General features: G+C 56.9%; 19 protein-coding genes, 1 tRNA gene and 4 pseudogenes. 9 read left to right on the forward strand and 15 right to left on the reverse strand.

Annotation, left to right across the window (positions count from 1 at the left end; genetic code table 11):
* Window positions 1–160: 160 nt before the first annotated feature.
* Window positions 161–364: pseudogene (locus tag DC363_RS12740) on the forward strand (transposase domain-containing protein); the annotation flags it as partial.
* Between the two features lie 315 nt (window positions 365–679).
* Here DC363_RS12740 and DC363_RS12745 read toward each other — a convergent pair.
* The 4 genes from DC363_RS12745 to DC363_RS12760 all read right to left on the reverse strand — a co-directional run bounded on the left by DC363_RS12745 (window position 680) and on the right by DC363_RS12760 (window position 4,407).
* The gene (locus DC363_RS12745; RefSeq protein ID WP_108641551.1) at window positions 680–1,720 is read right to left on the reverse strand and encodes a TRAP transporter substrate-binding protein; all 1,041 of its coding nucleotides are present in this window, start codon (window positions 1,718–1,720) and stop codon (window positions 680–682) included.
* A 65-nt stretch (window positions 1,721–1,785) separates the two neighbouring features.
* Window positions 1,786–3,108: a TRAP transporter large permease gene (locus DC363_RS12750; RefSeq protein WP_108641552.1), complete on the reverse strand. Its 1,323-nt coding sequence runs from the start codon at window positions 3,106–3,108 to the stop codon at window positions 1,786–1,788.
* On the reverse strand, window positions 3,108–3,617 hold the full coding sequence (locus DC363_RS12755; RefSeq protein WP_108641553.1) for a TRAP transporter small permease subunit: 510 nt from the start codon (window positions 3,615–3,617) through the stop codon (window positions 3,108–3,110). The genes DC363_RS12750 and DC363_RS12755 overlap by 1 nt, the downstream gene beginning before the upstream one ends.
* Before the next feature lie 16 nt (window positions 3,618–3,633).
* The gene (locus DC363_RS12760) at window positions 3,634–4,407 is read right to left on the reverse strand and encodes a DeoR/GlpR family DNA-binding transcription regulator (protein WP_158270875.1); all 774 of its coding nucleotides are present in this window, start codon (window positions 4,405–4,407) and stop codon (window positions 3,634–3,636) included.
* A 266-nt stretch (window positions 4,408–4,673) separates the two neighbouring features.
* Between DC363_RS12760 and DC363_RS12765 the strand changes: the two genes are divergently transcribed.
* The 4 genes and pseudogenes from DC363_RS12765 to DC363_RS12780 all read left to right on the forward strand — a co-directional run.
* Complete coding sequence (locus DC363_RS12765; protein WP_108641555.1) at window positions 4,674–6,059, forward strand: NAD(P)/FAD-dependent oxidoreductase; 1,386 nt, start codon at window positions 4,674–4,676, stop codon at window positions 6,057–6,059.
* Window positions 6,049–7,302, forward strand: a complete 1,254-nt coding sequence (locus DC363_RS12770; RefSeq protein WP_108641556.1) for an NAD(P)/FAD-dependent oxidoreductase — start codon at window positions 6,049–6,051, stop codon at window positions 7,300–7,302. The genes DC363_RS12765 and DC363_RS12770 overlap by 11 nt, the downstream gene beginning before the upstream one ends.
* Before the next feature lies 1 nt (window position 7,303).
* Window positions 7,304–8,731, forward strand: a complete 1,428-nt coding sequence (locus tag DC363_RS12775; protein ID WP_108641557.1) for an FGGY-family carbohydrate kinase — start codon at window positions 7,304–7,306, stop codon at window positions 8,729–8,731.
* Between the two features lie 122 nt (window positions 8,732–8,853).
* A pseudogene (locus DC363_RS12780) lies at window positions 8,854–9,006 on the forward strand (transposase); the annotation flags it as partial.
* Window positions 9,007–9,646: 640 nt separating this feature from the next.
* On the opposite strand, the gene DC363_RS12785 reads toward DC363_RS12780, so the two are convergent.
* From DC363_RS12785 to DC363_RS12825, 9 genes and pseudogenes are all read right to left on the reverse strand, one after another.
* Window positions 9,647–10,531 carry an HAD-IIA family hydrolase gene (locus DC363_RS12785; RefSeq protein WP_108641558.1) on the reverse strand — a complete coding sequence of 295 codons (885 nt, stop codon included), beginning with the start codon at window positions 10,529–10,531 and terminating at the stop codon, window positions 9,647–9,649.
* A gap of 18 nt (window positions 10,532–10,549) precedes the next feature.
* Window positions 10,550–12,250: a Na/Pi cotransporter family protein gene (locus DC363_RS12790; RefSeq protein ID WP_338418936.1), complete on the reverse strand. Its 1,701-nt coding sequence runs from the start codon at window positions 12,248–12,250 to the stop codon at window positions 10,550–10,552.
* A complete protein-coding gene (locus DC363_RS12795) occupies window positions 12,251–13,060 on the reverse strand; it encodes a phosphodiesterase (protein ID WP_108641559.1) in 810 nt (269 codons plus the stop codon).
* Window positions 13,057–14,091, reverse strand: coding sequence for an ABC transporter ATP-binding protein (locus DC363_RS12800; protein ID WP_108641560.1), 1,035 nt, complete (start codon window positions 14,089–14,091; stop codon window positions 13,057–13,059). The genes DC363_RS12795 and DC363_RS12800 overlap by 4 nt, the downstream gene beginning before the upstream one ends.
* Window positions 14,088–14,879 (reverse strand): ABC transporter permease, encoded by a 792-nt coding sequence (locus DC363_RS12805; RefSeq protein ID WP_108641561.1) that lies wholly within the window; start codon window positions 14,877–14,879, stop codon window positions 14,088–14,090. Before DC363_RS12805 ends, DC363_RS12800 begins: the two co-directional genes overlap by 4 nt.
* A gap of 1 nt (window position 14,880) precedes the next feature.
* A complete protein-coding gene (locus DC363_RS12810) occupies window positions 14,881–15,684 on the reverse strand; it encodes an ABC transporter permease (RefSeq protein WP_108641562.1) in 804 nt (267 codons plus the stop codon).
* 56 nt (window positions 15,685–15,740) lie between these two features.
* Window positions 15,741–16,736: an ABC transporter substrate-binding protein gene (locus DC363_RS12815; RefSeq protein WP_108641563.1), complete on the reverse strand. Its 996-nt coding sequence runs from the start codon at window positions 16,734–16,736 to the stop codon at window positions 15,741–15,743.
* On the reverse strand, window positions 16,733–17,836 hold the full coding sequence (locus tag DC363_RS12820) for a LacI family DNA-binding transcriptional regulator (protein ID WP_108641564.1): 1,104 nt from the start codon (window positions 17,834–17,836) through the stop codon (window positions 16,733–16,735). Before DC363_RS12820 ends, DC363_RS12815 begins: the two co-directional genes overlap by 4 nt.
* A gap of 83 nt (window positions 17,837–17,919) precedes the next feature.
* Window positions 17,920–18,922: pseudogene (locus DC363_RS12825) on the reverse strand (IS481 family transposase).
* Window positions 18,923–19,214: 292 nt separating this feature from the next.
* Between DC363_RS12825 and DC363_RS12830 the strand changes: the two are divergent.
* The 4 genes and pseudogenes from DC363_RS12830 to DC363_RS12845 all read left to right on the forward strand — a co-directional run bounded on the left by DC363_RS12830 (window position 19,215) and on the right by DC363_RS12845 (window position 22,292).
* On the forward strand, window positions 19,215–19,493 hold the full coding sequence (locus tag DC363_RS12830) for a hypothetical protein (protein ID WP_108641565.1): 279 nt from the start codon (window positions 19,215–19,217) through the stop codon (window positions 19,491–19,493).
* Window positions 19,494–19,733: 240 nt separating this feature from the next.
* Complete coding sequence (locus tag DC363_RS12835) at window positions 19,734–20,219, forward strand: tyrosine-type recombinase/integrase (protein WP_108641566.1); 486 nt, start codon at window positions 19,734–19,736, stop codon at window positions 20,217–20,219.
* Window positions 20,220–20,310: 91 nt separating this feature from the next.
* A tRNA-Cys gene (locus DC363_RS12840) sits at window positions 20,311–20,384 on the forward strand.
* Between the two features lie 671 nt (window positions 20,385–21,055).
* Window positions 21,056–22,292: pseudogene (locus DC363_RS12845) on the forward strand (IS3 family transposase).
* A 51-nt stretch (window positions 22,293–22,343) separates the two neighbouring features.
* On the opposite strand, the gene DC363_RS12850 reads toward DC363_RS12845, so the two are convergent.
* Together DC363_RS12850 and DC363_RS12855 are read right to left on the reverse strand one after the other, a co-directional pair.
* Window positions 22,344–23,243 carry a relaxase family protein gene (locus DC363_RS12850; RefSeq protein ID WP_241962999.1) on the reverse strand — a complete coding sequence of 300 codons (900 nt, stop codon included), beginning with the start codon at window positions 23,241–23,243 and terminating at the stop codon, window positions 22,344–22,346.
* 75 nt (window positions 23,244–23,318) lie between these two features.
* Window positions 23,319–23,747 (reverse strand): plasmid mobilization protein, encoded by a 429-nt coding sequence (locus DC363_RS12855; protein WP_241963000.1) that lies wholly within the window; start codon window positions 23,745–23,747, stop codon window positions 23,319–23,321.
* Window positions 23,748–23,941: the final 194 nt, after the last annotated feature.

Raw genomic sequence — 23,941 nt, forward strand, 5'->3', positions numbered from 1 at the left:
TCCTCGGTCAAAGTTAGGTCCGCAAACCAAACCTTAGCCGAAGAACAACCATGGCCGCCAAGCGGCCCGCACGGGCCTCGCTTCGCTATGCGAAGGCTCCGCTCAGCCCGCGCTACCGGCGGAAATTACACCAACTGTTGGGACACTGCTCTGAAAGCCCTTCCTCCCGGTAGACGCAGGTGCGGAAACTTTGGCTCGCGGCATGACCATCATCGAAACAGCCAAGCTAAACGGCCTCGATCCACAGGCCTATCTTGCGGACGTTCTCGACTGTATCCACGACCACAAGATCAACAAGCTGGATGACCTGCTGCCGTGGACCTGGAAGGCGTTGGGACAAGCAGCCGACAGCCGGGCCGCGTAAACTGCGGTATCAATGGCGCCGTTACTGTTTTAGAACATCAGGAGAAAATCAGGCAGGCGGTAGAAACCGGGCGCTTATGACGATAGATCAATCAGCCTAGGTGGATCGACAAAGGCCCAGCAAAGCGACATATCTAACAACGTGCGAAGATGGCGGCATTCCTGGACTATGTAGAACGATTTGTCCGATGGTATCGGAGGGTTCGAATTCCGCGACGGGCACCGCATAATTAAGTGAGGTCAGATGCAACGCCTTAAACAGACCTGCATCTGACCATGTCAAACCACGATCATAACGTGATCATGCGGGGGTCAGTTAATACCGGTATGGAACCCCTACCGTTTCCATGAGAGCCTTGTAATCACGGAAGATTTTGACAACACGCGCAGCTCGATCACTGCGTGATGCCAGTTGATCCCAGAATTTCTCGGCGTCATTGACAACCTGTTCCCATTCCTCTGGCGGGATGGTCGTCTGTTCCATCTTGCCGCCGTTCGCTCGCAGTTGCGCTTCACCGCCCCAGTACCAGTGCTGGCGATAATAATGCGAACTGTCCATAGACAGCTTGAAGAGCTCTTTGAGATGCGGGGGCACTTTGGCCCAGCTGTCGCTGTTCGCAAAGTAGGATCCGCACCAGGCGCCGGTGATGTTATTAGACAGGGCGTATTTGCAGACATCAGCCCACCCAATTTCGTACATCTCTGTGAAACCGCTCCAGGCGATGCCGTCAAGTTCACCTGTCTGAAGCGCGACTTCGACATCCTCGAAGGGGACGGTTACCGGGATGAGCCCATATTGCGCCATGAACCGACCAGCCGTGGGTACGCCAAACACCCGCAGGCCGGCCATGTCGTTCATGGTGCGGATTGGCTTATCCACAGTATAGACGTGCAGCGGGTCCCAAGCGCCCGCTCCGAGCCATTCGACACCTTCAACTTCGTCATACGCCTCTTGCCAGATTTCATTCAGTCCGTAGCGATGGAACAGAACGGGAAGATCCAGACTATAACGGGACGAGAAGGGAAAATATCCGCCGAAATCGGCAATATCCACGGGGGACGCCATGGTTGCATCGTCGGATTGTACCGCATCGATGGTCCCGTTCTGCAGTGCACGGAACATCTCTCCGGTCGGCACCAGCTGGTCTGCATAGAACAGCTCGATTTCCATCTCGCCGTTGGCGGCTTTGTTGAAGGACTCGATCTGTGGCTGGATTACATGAGCACCCAACGGGGCACCCGAATAAGTTTGCATGCGCCATTTGATCGGTGCCTGTGCCTTTACGACGCTGGGCGCGGCTAGGGCGGCCGCACTGCCTATGCTGGCTGTGGTCAGGAACTTTCTTCGCGTTGTCATGTCATTCTCCTCTTCAGAACATGAAAGCTTGGTTGGGGGATGCCCATTGCGTGCAAAGGCTCGCGCTACCTCCCGTAGACATAGTTGGGGAGCCACATCGCAATTTGCGGAAAGACCATCAGGATGATCAGCGCCAGAACCATCACAAGGACGAAGGGTGTGATTGAAGCGTAGATATCGCGCAGGCCGATTTCGGGTGGAGCCATGGCCCGCATCAAGAACAGGTTATAGCCGAACGGAGGGGTCATGTAGGCAATTTGCGTGGTGATCGTGTAGAGCACGCCGTACCAGATCAGATCGAAGCCCAGTGCGCCAACCAGCGGCACATACAGCGGCGCGACAATCACCAACATCGCCGTATCGTCGAGAAACGTCCCCATCAGAATGAAGCTCAACTGCATGATGATAAGGATCACCCACGGGTTCAGGTGAAGTTGCTCAACGAACAGACCCTCGATCGCCTTCACCGCGCCCAAGCCGTCGAACACAGCGCCAAAGGCAAGAGCAGCAAGAACAATCCACATGAACATGCATGAAATGCCGAGCGTCTGACGCACCGACGTTTCGAGTACGCTTCTGGTCATCCGACCTTTGAGAACGGCCGCGAGCAAGGCCGCCATTGCCCCAATGGCCGAGCTTTCGACCAATCCGGTCCACCCTGTCAAGAAGGGCACCATCATGCTGGCGAAGATCCCTATCGGAAGGAGTCCAGCCAGTAAAAGGCGGTATTTCTCGCGTTTCGATATGTTGAGGTCCGCGTCAGGTATGGCGGGGCCGAGTTCGGGCTGAATGCGACAACGAACGTAGATGTAAAGGACGAACAAGGTTGCCATCATCAAACCCGGAACGATCCCCGCAAGCCACAATTGACCAACCGGTTGACGTGCAATCATCGCATAGAGGACAAGAACAACGGACGGAGGCACCAGAATGCCAAGCGAGGACCCCGCCTGCACGACGCCAGTAACCATGCGTTTATCATAGTTGCGCTTGAGCAATTCCGGCAGGGCAATTGTCGCCCCAATTGCCATGCCAGCTACGCTCAAACCGTTCATCGCCGAAACTAGAACCATGAGGAAGATGGTGCCGATTGCCAAACCGCCCCTCATCGGACCCATCCAGACGTGGAACATCTTGTAAAGGTCGTCTGCAATCCGGCTTTCGCTCAGGACATACCCCATGAAAATGAACATAGGCAGGGTCAGCATCGGGAACCACTTCATGACCTTCATGGCAGCGGTGAATGGCAGATCCGAACCGCCGGTCCCCCACAGCAGTAAAGCAGCCATTGCAGCAACACCGCCGATGGCCCCGAAAACGCGCTGCCCCGTCATCAGCATCAGCATCATCGAAGCAAACATGAGCAGAGCAATAAGTTCGTACGGCATCAGACTTCTACTCCGCGAAGTTTGGCAATGTCTTTGATAAGTTCGGAAACGGACTGCAGGATCATCAATACGATGCCAAAGCACATGATTGATTTGACCGGCCACATAAGGGGACGCCAGAACGTCGGGCTGCGCTCCTGGTACTCGATCGCATAGGACAGTGAATCCAAACCGCCAATCAGCAAAACGACAAGATAGAAGATCAGCAGAAGCACCGTAACGCTGTCGAACGCCGCTTTTCTGCGGTCACTCCACTGTCCGTAGAACAGATCCATGCGGACATTGGAGCCGAGCTGGAGGGAATAGGCGCCGCCGACCATGTAATACGTAACCATGGCGAACTGGGACACCTCGAGCGTCCAGAACGACGGCACAACGAAAAGCATCTTGGACAGGACGGACCACAACAGAATCGCGACCATCACGAAAAAGCCGTACATGATCATCTGCCCAATCAATCGATTGAACCGGTCTACGACGCGCACATAGGTCTTGAAAATGTTTAACATGGCGTGAACCCTTTCTTCAGATCACAGCGACCCCGGCTGCGACCAATGCGGCCTTGACGTCAGGGTGTGGGTTGCTTTCGAGGATAAGCCGGTCAACCCGCTCCAAGCTGCAGACCTTGAACGTAGCGTTTCGCCCGAACTTCGAGCTATCTGCGACAACCGTCAGCGCGCCGGTATTGTCGACCATGGACCGTGCGATCTGAGCTTCGTGCTCAGAAAAGTCATAGGCGCCAGAGCCATCTATTCCTGTCACGGTCAAGACGACGTGGTCCGTTCGAATTCTCCGGATTTCAGAGCACGTCTGCGCCCCCACGGTCTGCGAATTGTCGGTCCGATAGGTGCCGCCCAAAAGAATGACACGCGATCCGTTTCGCGCACGGTCTATTGTTTGGGCAATACGAACCGAGTTCGTGATTACGGTCAGGTCGCGCACGCGGGCCAGCGCGCTGGCGCAAACCAGTGTGGTCGACCCGGTATCCATCATGATCGACTGGCCCGGCTCTACCATCTTCGCGAGCTTCTCTGCGATTTCCTGTTTCGCCTGTGCGTTAATTGCCAGACGCTCTTCGAAAAGCCCCTCCGGCGTGATGCTGACCTTGACCGCACCGCCGTGAACTTTTCTGACCTTGCCCGTCTTGGCCAGCGCATTCAGGTCACGTCGAACGGTCTCCGTCGAGGCATCGAATCGCTCAGCAAGCGCGTCGACCGAGGCGCGCCCGGCCTTCTCAATGATCTCATGGATCGCCGCCCGCCGAACCGTCGGCCTGAGCGCCTGTGGCTTCCCAACCATAACATCCTCCATCTGCGGGAAAGGCTATCCGATCAAGCTGATTAGTCCATAGAATTTTGTTGAAACGGTCAAAAAACTTAATAAGTGATTACCTATCAAGTGTTTATAGAATAGGGCTACGCGCCATATCGACGCTCAAACGGTCAATCTGAGAGCTTTGGGCTTGACTGTGGCGCAACAAGCGAACAGCTTTCAAAGAAATGATGACGAGGGGGCAAGACTGCCCGACATTCAGACATCTCAGACCCACTTGCGGAGGGCCGCGCATGACGCGTGATACGTTTGACATTGCCATCATCGGCGGGGGGGTCGTCGGTTGCGCCATAGCCCGCCGCCTGACCCTTGACGGCGCACGGGTCGTTGTCATCGAGAAGGCCTTGGACGTCCTAGATGGGGCTTCGAAAGGCAACAGTGCCATTCTTCACACCGGATTCGACGCCCCCCCCGGCTCACTTGAGCAGGCTTGCATCGCCGCTGGATACAAGGAATACTTGGAAATCGCCGGCCAAATGTCGCTTCCAATCCTTAAATCCGGCGCGCTTGTTCTGGCATGGTCAGACGATCAGTTGAAGCAACTCCCCAAATTGATCGAGAAAGCTCACGCCAATGGCGTCACGGACGTGACGAGCCTGTCGCGTGAAGAGATACTCCGCAAGGAGCCGAACCTGTCCCCGGACCTGCTTGGTGGGTTTGCCGTGCCGGGCGAATATCTGATCGACCCATGGGGCACCGCGCATGCTTATATTCTCCAGGCAATCGCAAACGGAGCCACCTTGCTGCGCAACGCGGAAGTCCTTACGGGGCACTTCGAAGGAACGTCCTGGACCCTCAAGACCACACAGGGTGACATGCACGCCGATCACGTGATCAATTGTGCCGGGCTCTATGGCGACATTGTCGATGAACGGCTGACCGGAGCGCGTCGCTTTACCATTACCCCACGCAAAGGACAGTTTGTCGTCTTCGATAAACCTGCATCGAATTTGCTGTCCTCGATTATCCTTCCAGTTCCCACGAAAACCACCAAGGGGGTCGTGATCTGTCGCACGATTTTCGGTAACTTGCTCGTCGGCCCCACTGCCGAGGATCAGGAAAGTCGCACAGACGGGTCGACTACGCGCGACGCATTGCTCGACCTGCAGGCCAAAGGAGTCGAGATGGTGCCGGGGTTATCGAACTGCGACGTGACGACAGCATACGCGGGCCTGCGTCCGGCGACAGAATATCAAGACTACCAGATTCACCAAGACCGTCAGAGCCGTTATATATCGGTTGGCGGCATCCGCTCTACCGGACTAAGCTCTTCGCTTGGCATCGCGCAGCATGTGAGCGCGCTGCTCGACACGTTCGGAACACAGTTTAAACCGTTATCAACGCCGGTCACACCCACACCTGAAAAGCTGTCAGAGTACCACGACCGGGACTGGCAGTGCCCGGGAAGCGATGGCATCGTGTGTCATTGCGAACTGGTGACCAAGCGCGAAATAGAGCGCGTACTTGATGGACCGATGCCCCCCGCAACATTGGCCGGACTAAAGCGGCGGACGCGCGTTACAATGGGCAGATGTCAAGGTTTCTACTGCACCGGCGCATTGGCCGCCCTCACGGAGGGTCGCCTGGTCCGCCCAATGGGGACAAGAGATGGCAGCTGAGACCTTTACCGAAACCAGCTGCACAGTCGCCATCGTCGGCGGCGGCACGTCGGGGCTTGCTCTTGCAGCCGAACTCATGCGCTTGAAGGTGGGCCGAGTCGTTGTCCTAGAGCGCGAACCGAATTCGGGGGGAATTCCGCGTCATTGCGGGCATTACCCGTTTGGCGTCTACGAATACAAACGCCTCATGAAGGGCCCAGATTACGCCAGAAAAAACACTGATGTAGCGGCAGATCTCGGCGCGGTCATCCGAACGGGTACGACCGTCACGGCCCTGCGCCCGGGCGGCACCCTGGAACTCACAACGCCAGGGGGGCGCGAGGTTCTGCACGCCGATCGCGTCGTCCTTTGCACAGGTGTCCGTGAAAGTTCGCGTGCGCAGCGATTCATCAACGGGGACCGCCCTTATGGGGTCATCTCCACTGGCGCGCTTCAGTCGCTGGCCTATCTGGAACATATACGTCCGTTCACCCGCCCTGTAATTTTCGGGTCCGAGCTTGTATCGTTTTCCGCGATTCAGACCTGTGCGCATCTGGGCATCAAGCCTGCCGCGCTTGTCGAGGAAGAAGACCATGTTCGTGTCAGAGCCCTGTTAACGCCCTATCTGATTGCAAAACGGGTTCCCCTTTTTACTGGCATACGGCAACCGACGATCATCGGCAGCGATCAAGTCGAAGCATTCGAATTTAGCGACAAAAATGGGCGCTATCGGCGTATCGAGACTGACGGGATAATCATCTCCGGCCGCTTTCGACCGGAAGCTGCGCTTCTGAAGGCCAGCCACCTTGCCGTCGATCGGGGAACAGGGGGGCCAGTCGTGGACCAGAGCGGGCGCTGCAGTGATCCGGCCTATTTTGCGACGGGCAATATCCTCCGCCCAGCCGAGACCTCTGCGTTCTGCTGGCAAGAGGGCGTGGATACGGCCGCGCGCGTGGCAAACGATCTTGAGACCTCACCCTCATACGCACCCAACGTCATATCTGTGACTCACGATGACCCGGCGATTCGCTTCGTTGTGCCGCAACGGATCGCTACCCCCTTGCCGCCCCATGGCATGACGAACTTCTATTTGGGACTAACGAAGGAGGTTCGCGGCGTCCTTGAAGCACGCGCCGGGGGCAAAACCGTCTGGGAAAAACCCATCAAGTCGCAACCGATACGTCGATTACAGTTCCCGCTTTCTGAAATTGTGAAGCCTGACGTTGCGGATGATATCACCTTCACACTGAGAAAGTCGAAATAGGATGAGGATCGCGGGGATCGATCAAGGAACGACAAGCACACGGGCGCTGGTCATCAATACCGATGGAGCGGTTCACGTGGCCCATGCCGCGCAGCACCGGCAAATCTACCCTCGGGACGGTTGGGTTGAGCACGATCCGGAAGAGTTGTTTGAAAATCTGACGGCCTGTGTGAACGCAGCAGGTAAGCTGGACGCGATCGGAATAGATAATCAAGGGGAAAGCTGTCTTGCGTGGGACGCAGAAACTGGGGCCCCACTTTCGCCTATTATTGTGTGGCAGGACCGCCGGACACTGCCAATGCTGCAGGGATTGCAGAAAGATGGATGCGAGCCCGAAACGCTGGCGCGCGCGGGTCTTCCGCTGGACCCATATTTTTCGGCCAGTAAGCTGGCTTGGCTGTGCGACAATCTTCCCCAGGTGCGTGAAGCATATAACGATGGGCGTTTGCGTCTTGGCACGACAGATGCGTTCTTTCTCGACCGGCTGACCGGCAACTTCGTCACCGACGTCAGCACAGCCAGTCGAACCTCACTGATGAATTTGGAAACACTTGAATGGGATGCCGAACTGTGCAGGCTCTTCGGTGTCCCGATCGAATGTTTACCGCGAATCGTTCCAACGACCGGCGAATTCGGCGCAATGAAGACGGACTATGGCCTTGCGCCCATTACGGCCAGCGTGGTCGATCAGCAGGCTGCTCTCTTCGGTTTTGGGTGTCGCCGAAGGGGCGATGCCAAGATTACCTTCGGGACTGGGGCCTTCGCCTTGATGGTAACGGGGGCCGAAATCATCCGAAAACCGGAACTCGGACTTCTGCCCACGGTTGCATGGCAGCACTCCGGCAAGCCGGCCGTCTATGCGCTCGATGGGGGGGTGTTCACTGCCAGTGCGGCGATCAACTGGGCTCGAACCCTTGGTCTGTTTTCGGATTACGAAGACATAAACTCGTTCTATACGCCCCCCGCCATTGAATCCGGTTTGGCTTTCGTACCGGCCCTCGCCGGCCTCGGTTGCCCCCATTGGCTTCCCAACGCCCGTGGAATCTGGACAGGATTGTCCCTAGACCACAAACCCGAGCAACTCGTTCAGGCAATACTTGAAGGCATTGCATTTCGCGCAAATGAGGTGGTTGGCGCTATGGCGTCGTGTGTCCCACGTCCAGACGCACTCTATGTCGATGGCGGCATGAGCAAGAACCCCTATTTCGTACAATTCCTGGCGGATGTAACCGGAGCTCACATCCGCCCCGCGCACATGCCCGAACTGACCGGACTAGGCACAGCCCTTCTCGCGGCGGTCCCCCTCGAATGTGATATTTTCCCCTCTGCGGACTTTGGAGATATTGCGCCAAGACCCCGCCCCGCCGAGGAGGTGGTAAGATTTCGGCAAGCGGTCAAATTTTCCGGGACATGGGCGCAGAATAGCTAGCCCGAGCGCCCACCTCAGCTACTACGGAGAGTAAGTTGTGTCTAAGCTACCCCCCGAAATTCGGACACTGACATAAGCTACGATATGCAGTCTGCTGATCTTCAACACCAAGGAGATTACAGATGTCTAAACGCAAGCAGCATGCGCCGGAGTTCAAGGCGAAGGTCGCGCTGGAGGCCTTAAAGGGCGAGGAGACCGCAGCCGAACTGGCGAGCCGGTTTGGGGTGCATCCGACGATGATCCACCAATGGAAACGCGCTTTGCTCGAGGCCGCAGTCACACGACTGGTTGGAGCGTCCGCCATGGTCCTCGAACCGATGGCGGCCACATGGCGAACTGCTGGAGCAGAATGATGAGTGGGCGATCACGCGGCGCTACATGACGCTGGAAACCGTCGCCGCCATTTGCGACACTACCCCCATGGACCCGGCGACAATCGCCGCCCTGTAACTGTGGCCAAGCCGAGGCCCAAGAGCAAAGTTACACCATTCTCAGGGACACTATCCGAAGACGGCCTGCTTCGAATCGAAAATCTCCCCGGAGCAACATGCAGTACCGGACCTTGGTGAGAATCGCGGCTAAGGGCCGGAATGAGCCCAACCTGTACATTAAATTTTTTCGCTGCGCGCGCACGCAGCGCGGAAATTGCCGCAACAGCGTAAATCTCTAAGCCGCTGGGCGGCGGAACAACCGGTCATTCATACGAGCAACACCGGACATGGCATGCTCAAGCATCAAGTTGGAGATCAAAACTGTAAAGGTTAGCAACTGGTTATAGAGCTCTAGACCGAATTTACAGGAAACTGAAATTGATCCGTTGTTCCACATGAGATTTTCTTGCGTTTCCCCGTGGCTTGGCAAAAATCAAGCTTCAAATTCGACAACTTGAAACGGGCACTTGCGGACGCATCGCATTCAAATACGCTTTACACACCAATCGGGGTTAATCCCCGATGCATGACAAAAGTGACGCACGTCATGGCCCGCGAACATGCCATCTTGAGTGACAAGGACGGTGCGCCATCCACGTGCAGCACCGCCAATAATATCGGTGTGCAATGTGTCGCCAACCATAGCGATCCGTGATGGTGCGATTCCGCCAAGGCCCGCTTCGGCAAGCGCATAAACCTCTCCAAACGGCTTACCGAAAAACCGGACGCCTCCTTCCGCTTGATCTACCAAGAGATGGCCGAAATACCCTGGTTCTTGGGAAAACCCAGTTTCGCGGGGTGCGGCAAGGTCTGCATTTGCGATCACGACGGGTCGTGGGCGAGCCTTCAGAGCTTTGCTGAGCAGCGCCTGGCGAGACGGCGACCACCCTGTAGAAGACAAGAACAAGAACCCATCTGCCTGGGCATATAGGCTTGGATCATCTCCCAACCTGAGCGTCTTTGACGGGATATCGGATAAATCATCCGCCGTGGCCGAGATACAGCCCCATGTCCGATTGTCCAGATCTGCGAGTGTTGCATCCCGACTGGTGATAATCTCGTCGCTGGTGACATTAATCCCAAGATTTTGAAATTTCGCCACGGCTCCTTGGTGGTTGTAACTTGCTGCGTTGGACAAGACCCGAATAGCACACCCCCGCGCGCGCAACATATCCAGACGCGCCGCCGCACCGGGGATGGGTGTTTCGCCGACATTTAATACCCCGAACGCGTCGAAGACGTACGCATCCACCTCATCCGCAATATCCATAAGAGACCCGATCGTCTTGGTGCACTGCGCGAACGTGGCTTCCGGTAAGCGCGACCGGACGGATTGGTAACGGTCAAAAATGTCTTGGACGGATTGCATTGCAGTATTGGCTTTCAATCAGTTCCGCAGCGGCGCGGTCGATGCGGTGCTTGTCTTTGATTTGGTGGACAAACGAGACGTTAAAAGGTCACCGGATCGCGCCGCAATCGGCTGACCAATCGTGGCAAATGCGGCATTGATACTCTTGAGGGTGCGCAGAACGTCTTGGTGAATCCTGCTCGTTTCAAAACTGGCAGAGATGCTATCGCGCAACCTCGCAAGATGGCGTTCTTGCAGCTTGGCTTCGGCTTTTCGCACTTTGTCTTTTGCGTGCAATAACTGGCGGGCCGCGTCCGGTGCGCCCGTCATCAAGACGCTCAGCGCAAGCTGAGAATTGCTGAGGACCCTGTCATGAAATTCCATCAAATCGGACCAACCGCTTTCTGAAAATGCCAAACCTTCGGCCTGCATCTCACCGGCTTGCGCCACAAGACCACGCGAGATGGCCGCCGCTGCGGTTTCAAGATTGAGCGCAATGGATGCCAACTCTCCTGCTTTTTCTCGTTGGACTTCTGACAGGTGTTCGTGGTCGAGCTGTGCGAGGAAACTTTTGATGTCCGTGTGTAGCGTGCCGACATGGTCCGCTTTCTGTGTGATCGCCTTGGCTGTGGGAGCATCCCAAACGTCGAATAGGGCGATGGAGGTTCGCAGCATGGTTTCCGTCTCTTCGCCCATCTTCAAGACCTCACGCGCAGTGCAGGACAAGGCACGCGCCGGCTGGCCCAAAGTTGCCGGATCAAGGGCCGACCTTTGCATGAGCAGGCTTGTGTCGTCACGCTCCGGCGTGAACGCGATCGTGGCAGAAGCGATCCAGCCGAGGACGGGAAGACAAACGATTGCGAGCCCGACGTTGAAAGCCAGGTGCAGGTTTATGATCTGACGGGACGCATCAGCGCCGAGCCAGCTCAGATCACTCTGGTTTTGCGACAACGCCATAAGAACCACCACCGCGCCGCCACCACGCAGCACTACATTGGCAGTGACCATGCGGCGTGCGGTCAACGGAGCGCCAAGTGTGAGTACGTAAGCCAAGACGGCGCCGCCCGCGTTAGCGCCCAACACCATCGCCGCCGCACCGTTGGGCGGCAAAAGACCTTGTGCTGTGAGGGTGACAAAGAACAATACGGCGGCCACTGACGAATGCACGGCCCATGCAAACAACGCGCCAATAATGAAGGATGTCACAAGATCGTTGGCCAGGTAGCTCATCACGATGGAGGTTTCTGCGCTGCCAATGAGGGGGCCGGTGGCCGCACGGATCATATCGAGCGAGACGAAGATCAACCCCACCCCAATCATCATACGGCCAAATTGCCGGGCTTCATTGCGCGCACTGCGCAAAAACAAGAAGACGCCAATGAGCAACAGCAACGGGATCAGAAAGTCCTGACGGACCAACAATATCTGCGATACGATAGCCGAACCGATATCAGCCCCTAGCAAGATCGCCATACCGGCAAGCAAACCAACGCCCCCTTTGGTCGCGAAGTTCGACACCAAGACAGCGACGGCCGTTGCGCTTTGCAGACAAAGGGCCGCCAAGGCGCCGCTGATCGTGGCTTGCACCCTGTTTGCATTGGAGCGGCGCAAAAAAGTACGCAGTTGGACCGAAAACGCGCGCTCGACCCCTGTCCGCAGAAGCCGCACTGACCAGATCAGGAGGGCTGCGGCCCCTGCAATGTGAAGAGCAAACAGGATGATGCTGGTGTCATCCATCATTTATTTCTCAGGATAGAACAGGAAAGGGCCAGGAAATTGTCCGACCGGGATGTGATGGCTCATGATACCGTCGCGCATTTCGTGCAACAAAAAACCGCCCGGCTCTTTGGTCAGGCAATTGGGCGCGCCCGTCCGCAGATCAATGGTCACTGCATGGGAGACACCGGGAGCGATCTGGCAAATCACGCCGCCAAAGGGTGCCACGATATTGCGGTGGACATGCCCGCAGGTGAGACGCAGCTCGCCTTTGTATCCAGACAAGATCGCTTGCAATTGCGTGCTCTCTCGCAAGTTCTGGATATCCATTTTCTCAATGCCCGTCAAAACGGGGGGGTGATGAATGGTTACGATCGTCGGTTTACCGTCTTGCACATCGAGCGACGTGGATAAGAATGACAAAGTGGCATCGCTAAGGTGGCCATGGGCTTTGCCCTCAACACTGCTATCCAAACCGATCACCGCGAGATCGTCAAAATCTTCGATCCAGTTAATCGGACCTTCGACGGGCATCCACGGCTGATCGGAGAAGCTGGTCCGCATCACCGCTACATCATCATGATTTCCTGGAACGGCGCGATACGGCAGATTGAGCGGCTCCATGAGTTTACGAAAGCGCTGATATTCTTCTTCTGTGCCGAAATCGGTCAGATCTCCTGCGACAATGACCATATCAATTGGCCCGATCTGGGGCAGGCTCGCGTTGATCGTTTCAACGCAGTTGGCGAGGGCCTCGGCTGTATCAACTTGACCATAGGCAAGCTGACCATGCGGGACGATATGTGGATCGGAGATCTGAATTATGCGCGTCATGCGACGTCTGCCTCAGTCGGCAACAGCATCAGGGCTTCAGGATTGATTGACATGTTAACAAAGTCTCCCACCTTGGGCGCAATTTGACCTGAGTGGATCGACGCGATCGCGCCGGATGTAACGCCAGATATGACGACACGGTAGTGCGTCCCCAAAAACGTCACGGCTTCAACTTTGCCGCGCAGCGGACCGCTTTCTTCGATCCTGACATCTTCTGCGCGCACGTAAACCGTTTGACCGGCGCCATCCGATGGCAAGGTCAGGGTGCCGCCCTCCAAATGCAGAGTGGTGCCATCTGCCTTGCCGGATAGGGCCATTGCGTTGCCAACAAAGCCCGCAACAAAGGAAGATGTCGGGTTGCGGTATAATTCTTCTGGGGAACCGCTTTGAACGACGCGACCATGAGACATGACAGCGACGCGGTCCGCGATCGCCATTGCCTCGTCTTGGTCATGGGTCACAAATATCGCGGTGATGTCGAATTCTCGCAAAAGCACGGCCAACTCATCGCGCAGGCTTTCGCGCAAGGACGCGTCTAGCGCTGACAACGGCTCATCCAGAAGCAACAACCGGGGCCGCGGTGCAATCGCCCGCGCAAGCGCCACGCGCTGGCGTTGGCCACCGGACAATGCGGTAATCGCACGGCTCGCAAACGGCTGAAGCTGGCACATTTCCAATACTTCAGTCACGCGGGCATCGATCTCGGCCTTGGGCAACTTTTGCATTTTCAGCCCGTAGCCGATGTTGGCCCGCACAGACATGTTCGGGAATAAGGCGTAGGATTGAAACACCATCCCGACCTGACGATCCTCGACAGCGAGCGCCGTAACGTTGTCATCGTCAAACCAGATATCGCTGCCGGCATCCGGCGTCTCAAGCCCCGCGATGATGCGTAGCAACGTGGTTTTGCCACAGCCTGATGGGCCGAGGAGCGATACAATCTCCCCTTTGCAAACGGATAATTCGGTGGGCAAAAGCGCCTTTGTCCCATCGGGATAGGTCTTGGCGGTGTGGGTTAATCGTAGGGTCATTTTGCAATCCTTTGTGCGCGCGCCGAGGCCCATTGCATGGCCATCAAAAGCGGAACGATCAGTATGAAGAAGACGAGTGTGTAGGCCGAAGCGATCTCGAGCCGCATTGACGCGTAGCTGTCGGCAAGTCCAACAGGCAGTGTCTTGAGATAAGGCGTATGGAGCATCCACGTCAGGTTGAATTCACCGATGGACAGCGTGACCACCGTCAGAGCACCCGCAAGAATACCTGGCATTGCATTGGGCACGACGATGTCACGAAACCGCTGCCATGGCGATGCGCCGAGTGAGGCAGCCCCTTCCTCAAGCGTCTTGAGGTCCATGGATGCCAGTACGGCCAGAATGGACCGTACCATGAACGGGAGCGTGTAGAGAACGTGCCCCACAAGAATAAACGTCCATGACGCGCGAAATCCCTGCATCGACCCGTAAAGTTGCAGCAATGCCAAGGCGAGCGCCAATCCCGGGATCGCGAGCGGCAGAGAAATGAATTCTTCCAACATGCGGGACATCCAGCCGGGGTGGCGTGCTAAACCATAGGCCGCAGGCACGCCGATGATCACCGTGCAGATCAGGCAGGCAAAGGCGATCCCCATAGAGAGGAAAATGCTGTTTGCGTAGAGCTCCCAGACTTCGAACACCCATTTCAGGGTCAAACCGGATGAAACGCCCTGAAAGTAGTTCGCGGTCAGCCCAGCCAAAACCGACATGACGATCGGAACGAACAGAAACGCGCAGGCAAGCAGCGTGACCGCCAATTGCAACATTTTTGTTTTGGATCTTAACATGTCAGCCTCCTCCAGCCACGGTTGAACCTGACAAGGACCGCGCGATCAGCAACAAGATCCAAGTGACGATGCCCAACGCAATTGATAGGGCCGCAGCCATGGCAATGTTGGCTGACAAGGTGAATTCGGTGTAGATCACCATCGGAATAACATCGATGTTCGTCGCCAGCGTGAAGGCAGTACCAAAGGCACCCATGGCGGTCGCAAAGGCAATCGCACCAGAGGCAATCAACGACGGCATTAATCCGGGAATAATAACGTCCATCACGACGCGGTAAGGCGATGCGCCCATGGTCCGAGCCGCTTCCTCGAGCGAGGGATCAAGCTTTTCAGCAGCGGCCATGACGGTCAACAGGACACGCGGGATCGAGAAATAAAGATACCCCAAGAACAAACCAATTGCGGAATAGGCGAAGACCACATGGCCCGGGGTCAGTTGGTTCACCAATCCCTGACGACCGCCCAACAGGATGATCAGAAAGCCGATCACAACGCCGGGAAACGCCAACGGCAGAGTGAGCACCGACAGCACGGTTCCACGGCCCCGAAATTGGTTGCGCACAAGAAACATGCCTGCTGTGGTCGATACCGCCAGGGCCGCAATAGTGGTCGCAGCCGACACGAGCACTGTCAGAACGAGCGTGTTCAGGTATCGCGGTTTGCGCACGATGTCGAGATAGACCGCCCAGCCTGCGTCCCCTTCGCCCGATGCAAGAAACAACCGCCCAAGCGGCAATGCCAAAAACAGCAGAGAAAAGATGAACAGTGGCGTAAGACACGCCAGTACAAAGGTTCGATTTGTCATAAGAAATCCTCTGGGGTCGCGTCCGAGAACACGACCCCACAGTTTTGAGGGTTGAGTTAGTCGACTTCGGCTAAATAGCGTTCACCGAACCCAGCCTGCGCTTGCTCCATCAAGGCATAGTCCACAGCAACGGCGCGTTCGTAATCGCTCGCGGGCAAGAATTTCTCGGCCACCTCAGCAGGCAACTCAACAGGGCGGGCTGGCTGCAAATAGGCATTCGTCCAGATCGCCTGACCTTCGTCGGACAGAATGAAATCGAGAACGCGCTTTCCCAGTTCTGGGTTTGGTCCGTCGTTCACCAGGCTCATCACGTAAGGAACGCGCACCGACCCTTCGCACGGAAGCACGAATTCAAAGTTGCCGTCTTCTTCGTACTTGCCGCGATAGGCGTTGAAATCATAATCGAACAAGATCGGAATTTCGCCGGATACCACGCGTGCATAAGATGTTTGCTTGGGAACGATGGGTGAGTTTTCAGCCAGCTCGTCAAAGTAGTTGATCGCTGGATCGAAGTTGCCCAGATCGCCCCCGAAGGCGAGATTGACGGCAACCGCGCCCGCGTAGCCAACAAAGGCCGACGACGGATCAAGATATCCGACCATGCCGCGATACTGCGGGTCCTTCAGATCAGCGAAGCACTGTGGCACTTCTGCGCCACCAAGGGCGTCGACATTCACAAAAAACCCAACTGTGCCATAGTGGATCGCAAACCAGCGGCCCTCTGGGTCTTTCAGGCCATCAGGAATTTCATCAAAACCCGCAGGGAAATACGGTGTTGCAACACCCTCATTGCCGGCTTTGATACCAGTCGTCACACCATAATAAGCAACGTCAGCGATCGGGTTGTCACGCTCTGCCAAAAGCTGGCTGAGCGTCTGGCCAGAGTTCTTGTTGTCATGCGGCATCTGAATATTGAGGTTTTCGTCAATCGCTTCCAACATTGAGCCCCAATCAGCCCATTGCGGTGGACAGTTGTAACACACTGCATCTTCAGCAAATGCAGGTGCGGCAAACGTCATTGTAATAAGGGCTGCGCCAAGTTTATATTTCATTGTGGTCTCTCCTGTTGGATTTTTACTTGTCTGTGGGTTTGGTCATTTGACGACGGAAAGGCTGCAACCTTTCCGTCGTCTTCGCTTTCGGCAACCAAAGGCGTGAGACTGCCCCCATCGCGGAAACTGAATGTTTGGTCCATACTCGGGAGTTCCGGCGGCGTGGAACCGTCGATCATGGACAGGATCGTCTTACTTGCCCCGGCCCCCAGTGCGCGTGGTTCGGTGGCAATCGTCGCCAAGGTCGGATCAATCATCTGACCTACTTTGATCCCGTCAAAACCGATGATCGACAAATCGCGCGGCACATCAATCGACAACTGGCGCGCGCTGCGAATGGTCGCTAAGGCGCGATAGTCGTTTGATGCGAAGATGCCTGTAATGTTCGGATGCTGCTTTAAAAATGCCTCCAGTCGGGGCGTCAGGTCGTCACTGTCGTCATCGACTTCAAGCAAAGCAGGCGGCGTCATGTTGTGAGAGGCACAGCCTTCAGCAAAGCCCTCGAAACGCTGGCGTGCACGATCCGAACTCAGAAAATCCAGCCCGAGAAAGCCTGTGTGTTTGTGTTTGTTGTCATGAAAGACGCTTGCCACTTTTGCGGCCGCTGCATGGTCATCCACCGCCCAGCTGATTTGTCCTTCGGGAGCAGTGTTGTACAACAGGCTATAGGGCACCTTCCGCGACCGTAGCAAATCCAGCCCTTCACTATTGTTAACATCACCAACGGTCAGAATAATTCCATCGACTTGTTTAGAGATGAGCGTCCGAATAGCATGGGTTTCCATCTCGGCGTTGTAGTTCGTGCAGATCAACAGCATTTGATAGCCAGCATCGAGACACACCTCTTGTGCGCCTTGCACCGCATCGGCGTACACAGGGTTTTCGATGGATGGCACCACGCAACCGATCGTGCGGGTTGTGCTGCTTTGCAGAGATCGGCCGACCTCACTAAAGTGAAAATCAAGCTCTTTTACCGCCACCATGACCTTTTCGCGCATCTTGGCGCTGGCAGGGCCCGTCTGGTTCAGCACCCGGCTTACAGTAGCTACACCGCAACCCGCACGTTGCGCAACGTCTTTGATTGTGGCCGATTGAACCAACTCCCACCTCCCAATGGAAACGTTTCCACTAACTGGTAGTGAAAAACGAGACGTTAGGCAAGAAAATTCCCCGGACGATACTTTTACACAAGAAAACAATTTCGAAGCATCTGGAAAGCCCAGTCGAAGGTGTTTAGTCCCGGCATCTGGTGGATCGGATCGATGATGAATCTGGCTGGCTCTGAAGTCCATATCTTGCAGATGTATTCGTAGGGCGTGAGCCCGCTGAGCGTCTTGAGCCTGCGTGCAAAGTTGTAGGCTGCCATGAAATCGGTGAGGTGCGTGCGCAGCTGGTCGTGGTTTTCGCAATGGAAGCGTTTGACGGTCGCCTCCTTGATCGTCCGGTTCATCCGTTCGACCTGACCATTCGTCCAGGGGTGGTTCGGCCAGGTCAGTCGGTGCTCGATCCCATTTCCCTCGCAGATCATGTCGAAGCGCGTCTGGCGCGAATATGCTTTGTTCCTGTTCCGGGGCTGCTCGGCGAACTGGATGCCGTTGTCGGTCAGGATCGTGTGGATGCGATAGGGGACTGCCTTGAGCAGATGTTCGAGGAACTCCCACGCGGTCTTGCGATCCGCCTTTTCCACGAGTCGTGGTGACTGCGAACTTGCTGGTCCGGTCAATGCCAACAAAGAGATACAGCTTGCCCTCCACCGTCTGAACTTCCGCGATATCGATATGAAAGAAGCCGTTGGGATAGCGTTTGAACTTCTGCCGCGTAGGCTTGTCGCCCTCGACATCTGGCAAGCGCAAGATGCCATGCCGCTGAAGACACCGATGCAGTGCCGACCGTGTCAGGTGCGGGACAGACGGCTGAAGAGCATAGAGGCAATCATCCAGCGGGAGTAGCGTGTGCCGCCGGATTGCGAAGACCATTGCCTCCTCCGCTTCTGTGAGAACGGTTGAACGCGGCTCCTTCGACCCGGTCTTCAAATCCTCCACCGTCGCACGCTTGCGCCACTTTGCGACGGTTTTGGGATTGATGCCTAACTCCTTGCTCAACTACGCGAGCGAAGCCTCCGATCGCTGTATTGCAGCTCTGACCGCGTGCGTGGTCGTGGCGCTCCCGTGACAAACTTGTCCCATAATGCTTCCTTCCAAGCCTGAGTAAGGATCGCACCATCAAACCGTGAGATCAGACACCTAGGGGCACCTCATTATTTTCAATCTACTTGGCCTACGTTGCCGCAGATTTTCTCACACCTTTTTCTCCGATTTCCGCGTTAGTTTTGCTCCGGCTTGGCTTGCTTTTCGCTTCATTTTTGGCGCGGTTTCGTGAAATATGTATCTCTATCCGGAAGATAAAATGGCAGGTTTCCCCCTGTGCGGGGGCCGCCGCCCAATAGGGTAGCTACGCCAATTATTTGGAAATGAGTTGATGAACGGCCGCGAACTTCCATCTTATGTGCATCGCAGGAAGCGGGACGGCGTTCTGTTGTTCCGCCGCCGCATCGCCGGCCGCATCGTAAAGGTGCGCATGGAGACGCAGTTTCCCGAAGGCGAGCCCGTGCCGTTTGCGCTGCATCAGGAGCGCGAGCGGCTGTTGAATCAGCCCGAGCCGGTCGCCTTCGGCCGCGACATCGCGGCGGTGATCCGGCAATACCGGAAATCGCCCAAATTAACCGGCCTTAAGCCAAGGACCAAAAGCGACTATTAAAAACACCTGACGTTCTTCGCCTCGAAGATCGGACATCTGGAACCCAAACACATCGAGCGTCATCGCGTGGCGCGACAAGTGGGCCAAGAAAACCAGCCCGCACAGCGCCAACTACCGCACCCGCGTCCTGTCGATCGTGATGGAGTATGCGAAGGACATGGGGCTGCTCACCAAGAGCGAGGAAAACCCCGTCAAGGGCATCAAGTCGCTGGACTATGAGAAGCAGGACCGCAAGCCAAGGTGGACGCCTTTCGCGCGGTGGCGACGGGCCGCACGTTGCTGGCCTTCGAGTTGCTTCTCGGGTCCGGTCAGCGCATCGGGGATGTCCTCAAGATGAAGTGGAGCGACCTTGAGGACGGCGGGCTGAACGTGAAGCAGGGTAAGACCGGCAAACCCTTGTGGGTGCCGCTGACGGCCCAGCTACACGCGGCGCTGGACGCGACCCCGAAGCGGTCTGTGTTCATCCTGACAAACGAGGCGGCCACCGGCCCTTGGTCCTATCGTGGCGCGGCCCAGGCGATCCGCAAGATCCGCGCCCAGATCGGCGCGCTGGACTATGATAACCACGCCCTGCGCTACACGGCCGCCGTGGAACTGCTGAACGCAGGCGCCGATGATGACGTGATTGCAGCCGTGCCCGGACAAAGCACGGCGATGGTGCGGCATTACACGCGATCCGCCCGCCAGAAGGTTCGGGCCCTGAAAGCGCGGGAGATTAGAACGTGAACAGAACAAGAATGTGTGGCGGCCTGTGTGGCAGGGGGGGTATTGCGCTCCGACACGATAGTCGCTAAAGGTCTGATACCACAGGGCGAACGGCGAGTTGGCGGAGTGGTGACGCAGCGGATTGCAAATCCGTGTACACCGGTTCGATTCCGGTACTCGCCTCCAAAGCTTCTTCTAGCTCCAATCCCATTACATGATAGATCATGCTCCGCCAGCGGTGGCTTACTACTGACATTAGAGGGAGGTCAGGCCTTGCGTTGGCACGCAGCAACAGTGAGCCGTCGGCGCAATATATTTTTTGTTTGCATGACGGTACCTAAAGAAGCCCGTGAAGCTATGGGCGGCTAGAGCCAAATTCGGATTTCTGCGGATACTTCTGATAGGTCAATCGCCGAAAGATCTCGCTCCGAACTTAAGGGGCAACTGAGAGATCGGATTCTTGAAGCTCTTGGGAAGAAAAAGCTGAACGACGAAGAGAGTTGCTACCAGAAGGCAGTAAGCGCTTTGCGGCTTCAAGACATGCCCTACGATCACACTTACGATCACGAAATTGGGGATGTGATTCTGAGGCCCATGTCCTATGCCCCGAGAATGCCTACCAACAGCGCCATTCGTAACATTGAGTAGACCTTGCTCAATCTACAAAAGTTGTAGCTGCGACCATGCGATAGCGCCAAGTATATTGAAATGTACGAGCAGTTTGATAGGCCGCCGCTTGCAGCTGAAGACGTGCAGAAGGTTGCGGATGCAGCGATCAGCGAGCTTGCAAATGGCCTGCCCCCCGCGAAGTCCCTCACCCTGATGTAGAGTCTGCCCAACCTTGAAAGAGCAGACGAATGCGAAAGAGTCGTTTTACTGAAGCGCAGATTATCGGGGTGATTAAAGAACAGGAGGCGGGCATGCCGACAACCGAAGTGTGTCGTCGCCATGGGCTGACCCCCTCCACTTTTTACAAGCTTTAGGCCAAATAAGGCGGCCTGGAGGTGTCAGAAGCCGCCAGGCTGAAGGCGCTGGAGGACGAGAACTCCAAACTCAAACGCCTACTGGCCGATACGATGCTCGACAATGTCGTGCTGAAAGACCTGCTGGGAATGGAGGCCGTCAACCCGCCATCGGTTTGAGGGCAAGACCGACCCTGACGACATTGACCATGCTGCGAGACGCGGCGCTCCGGGTGATGCGGGATCATGAGAACTCGCAGCGTCGGGCCTGCCGGCTTGTCCACTGCCCGGCTGTGGTTTGCCCGCAAACCATGAGAGGGGGCGTCGATTCCAAGACAGTCCGGCGAGAACGCCCGCCAGACAGTGTCGATATCCGCAAGAAGATGCAGGAGATCGCAGGCAAGCGACGCCGGTTTGGCTACCGCCGGATCGGTGTCCTGCTGGAACGCAAGGGGATGATCATGAACCACAAAAAGCTTTACAGGATCTATCGCGAGGAAGGGCTGTCCGTGAAAAGACGACGCGGTCGCAAGCGAGCGCGTGGCACACGAACCCCGATGCCATCGGCCGCGGGCGTCAACGCGCGGTGGTCGCTGGGCTTTGTATCCGACAGCTTCGGTGCTTCGCGGAAATTCCGAATTCTGACGGTAATCGATGATTGCATCCGGGAATTCCTATGCTTCGTGGCGGACACCAGCCTGTCTGGTGCGCGGGTCGCCCGGGAACTCAGTGCCCTCATCCGGGTCTACGGCAAACCCGGCTGCATTATCAGCGATTACGGTACATTGTTCACCAGTCAGCCGATCCTGAAATGGGCCGACGAGAACGAGGTCCCATGGCACTATATCGATCCGGGCAAGCCCCAACAGAACGCCTTCATCGAGAGCTTCAACGGCAGCCTGCGCCACGAGCTCTTGAACGAGGAAATATTCGACAGCCTGGACGACGCACGGCGCAAGCTGGCCTTGTGGCGCTACGACTACAACACGGTCGGCCACACTTGTCGCTCTGCAACCAGACACCGCAGCAAGCGCGCCGAGCGCTTGAGCAATTTGAGGGCCACGCGCCCGGCGCGCTTGCGATAGACGGGGAACCGGAATACCCAAATCCAACCTGCAGACTCTCGTTATGAATGAGGGACCAATGGGGGGCAGGTCAATCCCCGTCACCATCAGTCCAGAAATCACCCAAGCGAGATAGTCAGCCAGCGCCTGATCTGCTCGGTCCGCGCCTCGAACAAGCTTCTGTTCTCGTTCAAGAAGCAGCGGGTATCGCTCTCGATGGTACGTCGTGCGTCGCTCGCAATAGCCGTCAAATCGGTCTTGAAACACTCCAGCTGGGACGCCATCGAGGCGCGTAATCTTGGCGTATCGTGTCCAGCTCCGCGTTCAGCTTTTCGCTCAACCGGGTCGGCTTGCCAGTCTTCATGAAGAACCTCTCCCTTAAGGCGCCAGCGCTCGCCGGTCTCGGGGTCCTGGGCGGTCAAGTAGGCCTTGCCGACGCGAGGCAGGTTGAACCCCGCCCCGGCCAGGGCGTCGAGCAGGCTGGCGCGATCCTCATTCAGACCCATCGATATTTGATCGAGGATCCACGCATGCAGCTCGTCGGGGCCCTGGACGCGGGCCGGGACCTCAATCGTCCCGCGCACCTCCTGAGCGCGCCCCTGCTCCATTGGATCGGCCCAGCCGTGGCGCTGGTTCATCAGGTCGCGCAGGCTGTCATAGGCGTCTTGGTCGCCTAGTGGTGCTATGTTGAGGCTGCGCCCGGTGGTCAGCTCAAGGCGCGGCGTGCAGAAGTGCAGCTCGACGCGGTCTTCATGGCTGTGACGGAACCAGAGAATGTCAGATTGCTCGCTGTCCAACCCTGCGAAGGCTAGCTGCTCGAAGGCGTCCATGACCTTGACTTGCTGTGCCTCGCTGGGCGTGTCCTCGGCGGCAAAGCTGATCACGCGTGCGCGGTAGGTCCATTGGTGGCGGCTGGCGTCGATCCGGGCCTTGGTGCGCTCGGGATTTCCGCGCAGGAACGCGGGTGACGGCCGTGGGTTGGCCCTCGGCGTCACGGAGCAGGTCGCGGTTGCCGTCATAAGCCAGCACGCGCTCAGGCGCGAGATATCCGACCGAACCCGCGCCCACGCCTTTGCCGTTGGAAAAGAACTTGATTAGCACCGCCGCGCCTCTTCGAGGAGCTGGGCAAGCTGGCGTTCGATCACCAGCAGGTGGCGCGCGACGGACAGCGTGTCGCGGTCGATGCGCCCGACCTTCATCGCGTGGTTCAGCCAGCGGGCGATCTGGTTGAGGTTGCCGCCGATGCGCCCTACGGCCAGCACCAGCGCCGGATCGACGCACGGGATTGGCTTGCGGCGGCGGGCCTCGGTGAGGCCAAGCGCCTCGCGAAGAAGCGTTGAGGCAGGCAGGCCAGCGGCCTCGACCTTGGCGCGCAGGTCGGCCTTCTCGGAGGTCGCGAATCGGAAGACAAGAGTCTTCGCCAGCGTCTCCTTTGCACGGAGTTCGCCCGCGCCGGTGGGGTTCGAACGGGAGGCTTGCCGCCCCTCGCAAGGTCCCGTGTCACAAGCGCCAGCGTATGACATGGGTCGCCTTGCTCTTTACGCTTCAGCTGTTTCAACGGCACTCATGACCTGAGGCCTGCCGCCTGAATTTGCGCCCGTGTCACCAGCTTCGAAGCAAGCAGCGCCGCAACCTGATGTGCTGTGATGTATTTGCACATTGAGCTGCGTCTGGCGCTCCAATCGAGCAGCCGCGGATTGTGATCCGCGCTCGCAAT

Origin of the sequence: Thalassorhabdomicrobium marinisediminis (genome assembly GCF_003072065.1) — a bacterium.
In the GTDB taxonomy this organism is placed as follows: domain Bacteria; phylum Pseudomonadota; class Alphaproteobacteria; order Rhodobacterales; family Rhodobacteraceae; genus Octadecabacter; species Octadecabacter marinisediminis.

Coding starts and splice junctions, on each gene's coding strand:
- DC363_RS12745 (WP_108641551.1), bottom strand. CDS start 1,720: ATGACAACGCGAAGAAAGTTCCTGACCACAGCCAGCATAGGCAGTGCG.
- DC363_RS12750 (WP_108641552.1), bottom strand. CDS start 3,108: ATGCCGTACGAACTTATTGCTCTGCTCATGTTTGCTTCGATGATGCTG.
- DC363_RS12755 (WP_108641553.1), bottom strand. CDS start 3,617: ATGTTAAACATTTTCAAGACCTATGTGCGCGTCGTAGACCGGTTCAAT.
- DC363_RS12760 (WP_158270875.1), bottom strand. CDS start 4,407: ATGGTTGGGAAGCCACAGGCGCTCAGGCCGACGGTTCGGCGGGCGGCG.
- DC363_RS12765 (WP_108641555.1), top strand. CDS start 4,674: ATGACGCGTGATACGTTTGACATTGCCATCATCGGCGGGGGGGTCGTC.
- DC363_RS12770 (WP_108641556.1), top strand. CDS start 6,049: ATGGCAGCTGAGACCTTTACCGAAACCAGCTGCACAGTCGCCATCGTC.
- DC363_RS12775 (WP_108641557.1), top strand. CDS start 7,304: ATGAGGATCGCGGGGATCGATCAAGGAACGACAAGCACACGGGCGCTG.
- DC363_RS12785 (WP_108641558.1), bottom strand. CDS start 10,531: ATGCAATCCGTCCAAGACATTTTTGACCGTTACCAATCCGTCCGGTCG.
- DC363_RS12790 (WP_338418936.1), bottom strand. CDS start 12,250: ATGATGGATGACACCAGCATCATCCTGTTTGCTCTTCACATTGCAGGG.
- DC363_RS12795 (WP_108641559.1), bottom strand. CDS start 13,060: ATGACGCGCATAATTCAGATCTCCGATCCACATATCGTCCCGCATGGT.
- DC363_RS12800 (WP_108641560.1), bottom strand. CDS start 14,091: ATGACCCTACGATTAACCCACACCGCCAAGACCTATCCCGATGGGACA.
- DC363_RS12805 (WP_108641561.1), bottom strand. CDS start 14,879: ATGTTAAGATCCAAAACAAAAATGTTGCAATTGGCGGTCACGCTGCTT.
- DC363_RS12810 (WP_108641562.1), bottom strand. CDS start 15,684: ATGACAAATCGAACCTTTGTACTGGCGTGTCTTACGCCACTGTTCATC.
- DC363_RS12815 (WP_108641563.1), bottom strand. CDS start 16,736: ATGAAATATAAACTTGGCGCAGCCCTTATTACAATGACGTTTGCCGCA.
- DC363_RS12830 (WP_108641565.1), top strand. CDS start 19,215: ATGAACGGCCGCGAACTTCCATCTTATGTGCATCGCAGGAAGCGGGAC.
- DC363_RS12850 (WP_241962999.1), bottom strand. CDS start 23,243: ATGACGGCAACCGCGACCTGCTCCGTGACGCCGAGGGCCAACCCACGG.
- DC363_RS12855 (WP_241963000.1), bottom strand. CDS start 23,747: ATGTCATACGCTGGCGCTTGTGACACGGGACCTTGCGAGGGGCGGCAA.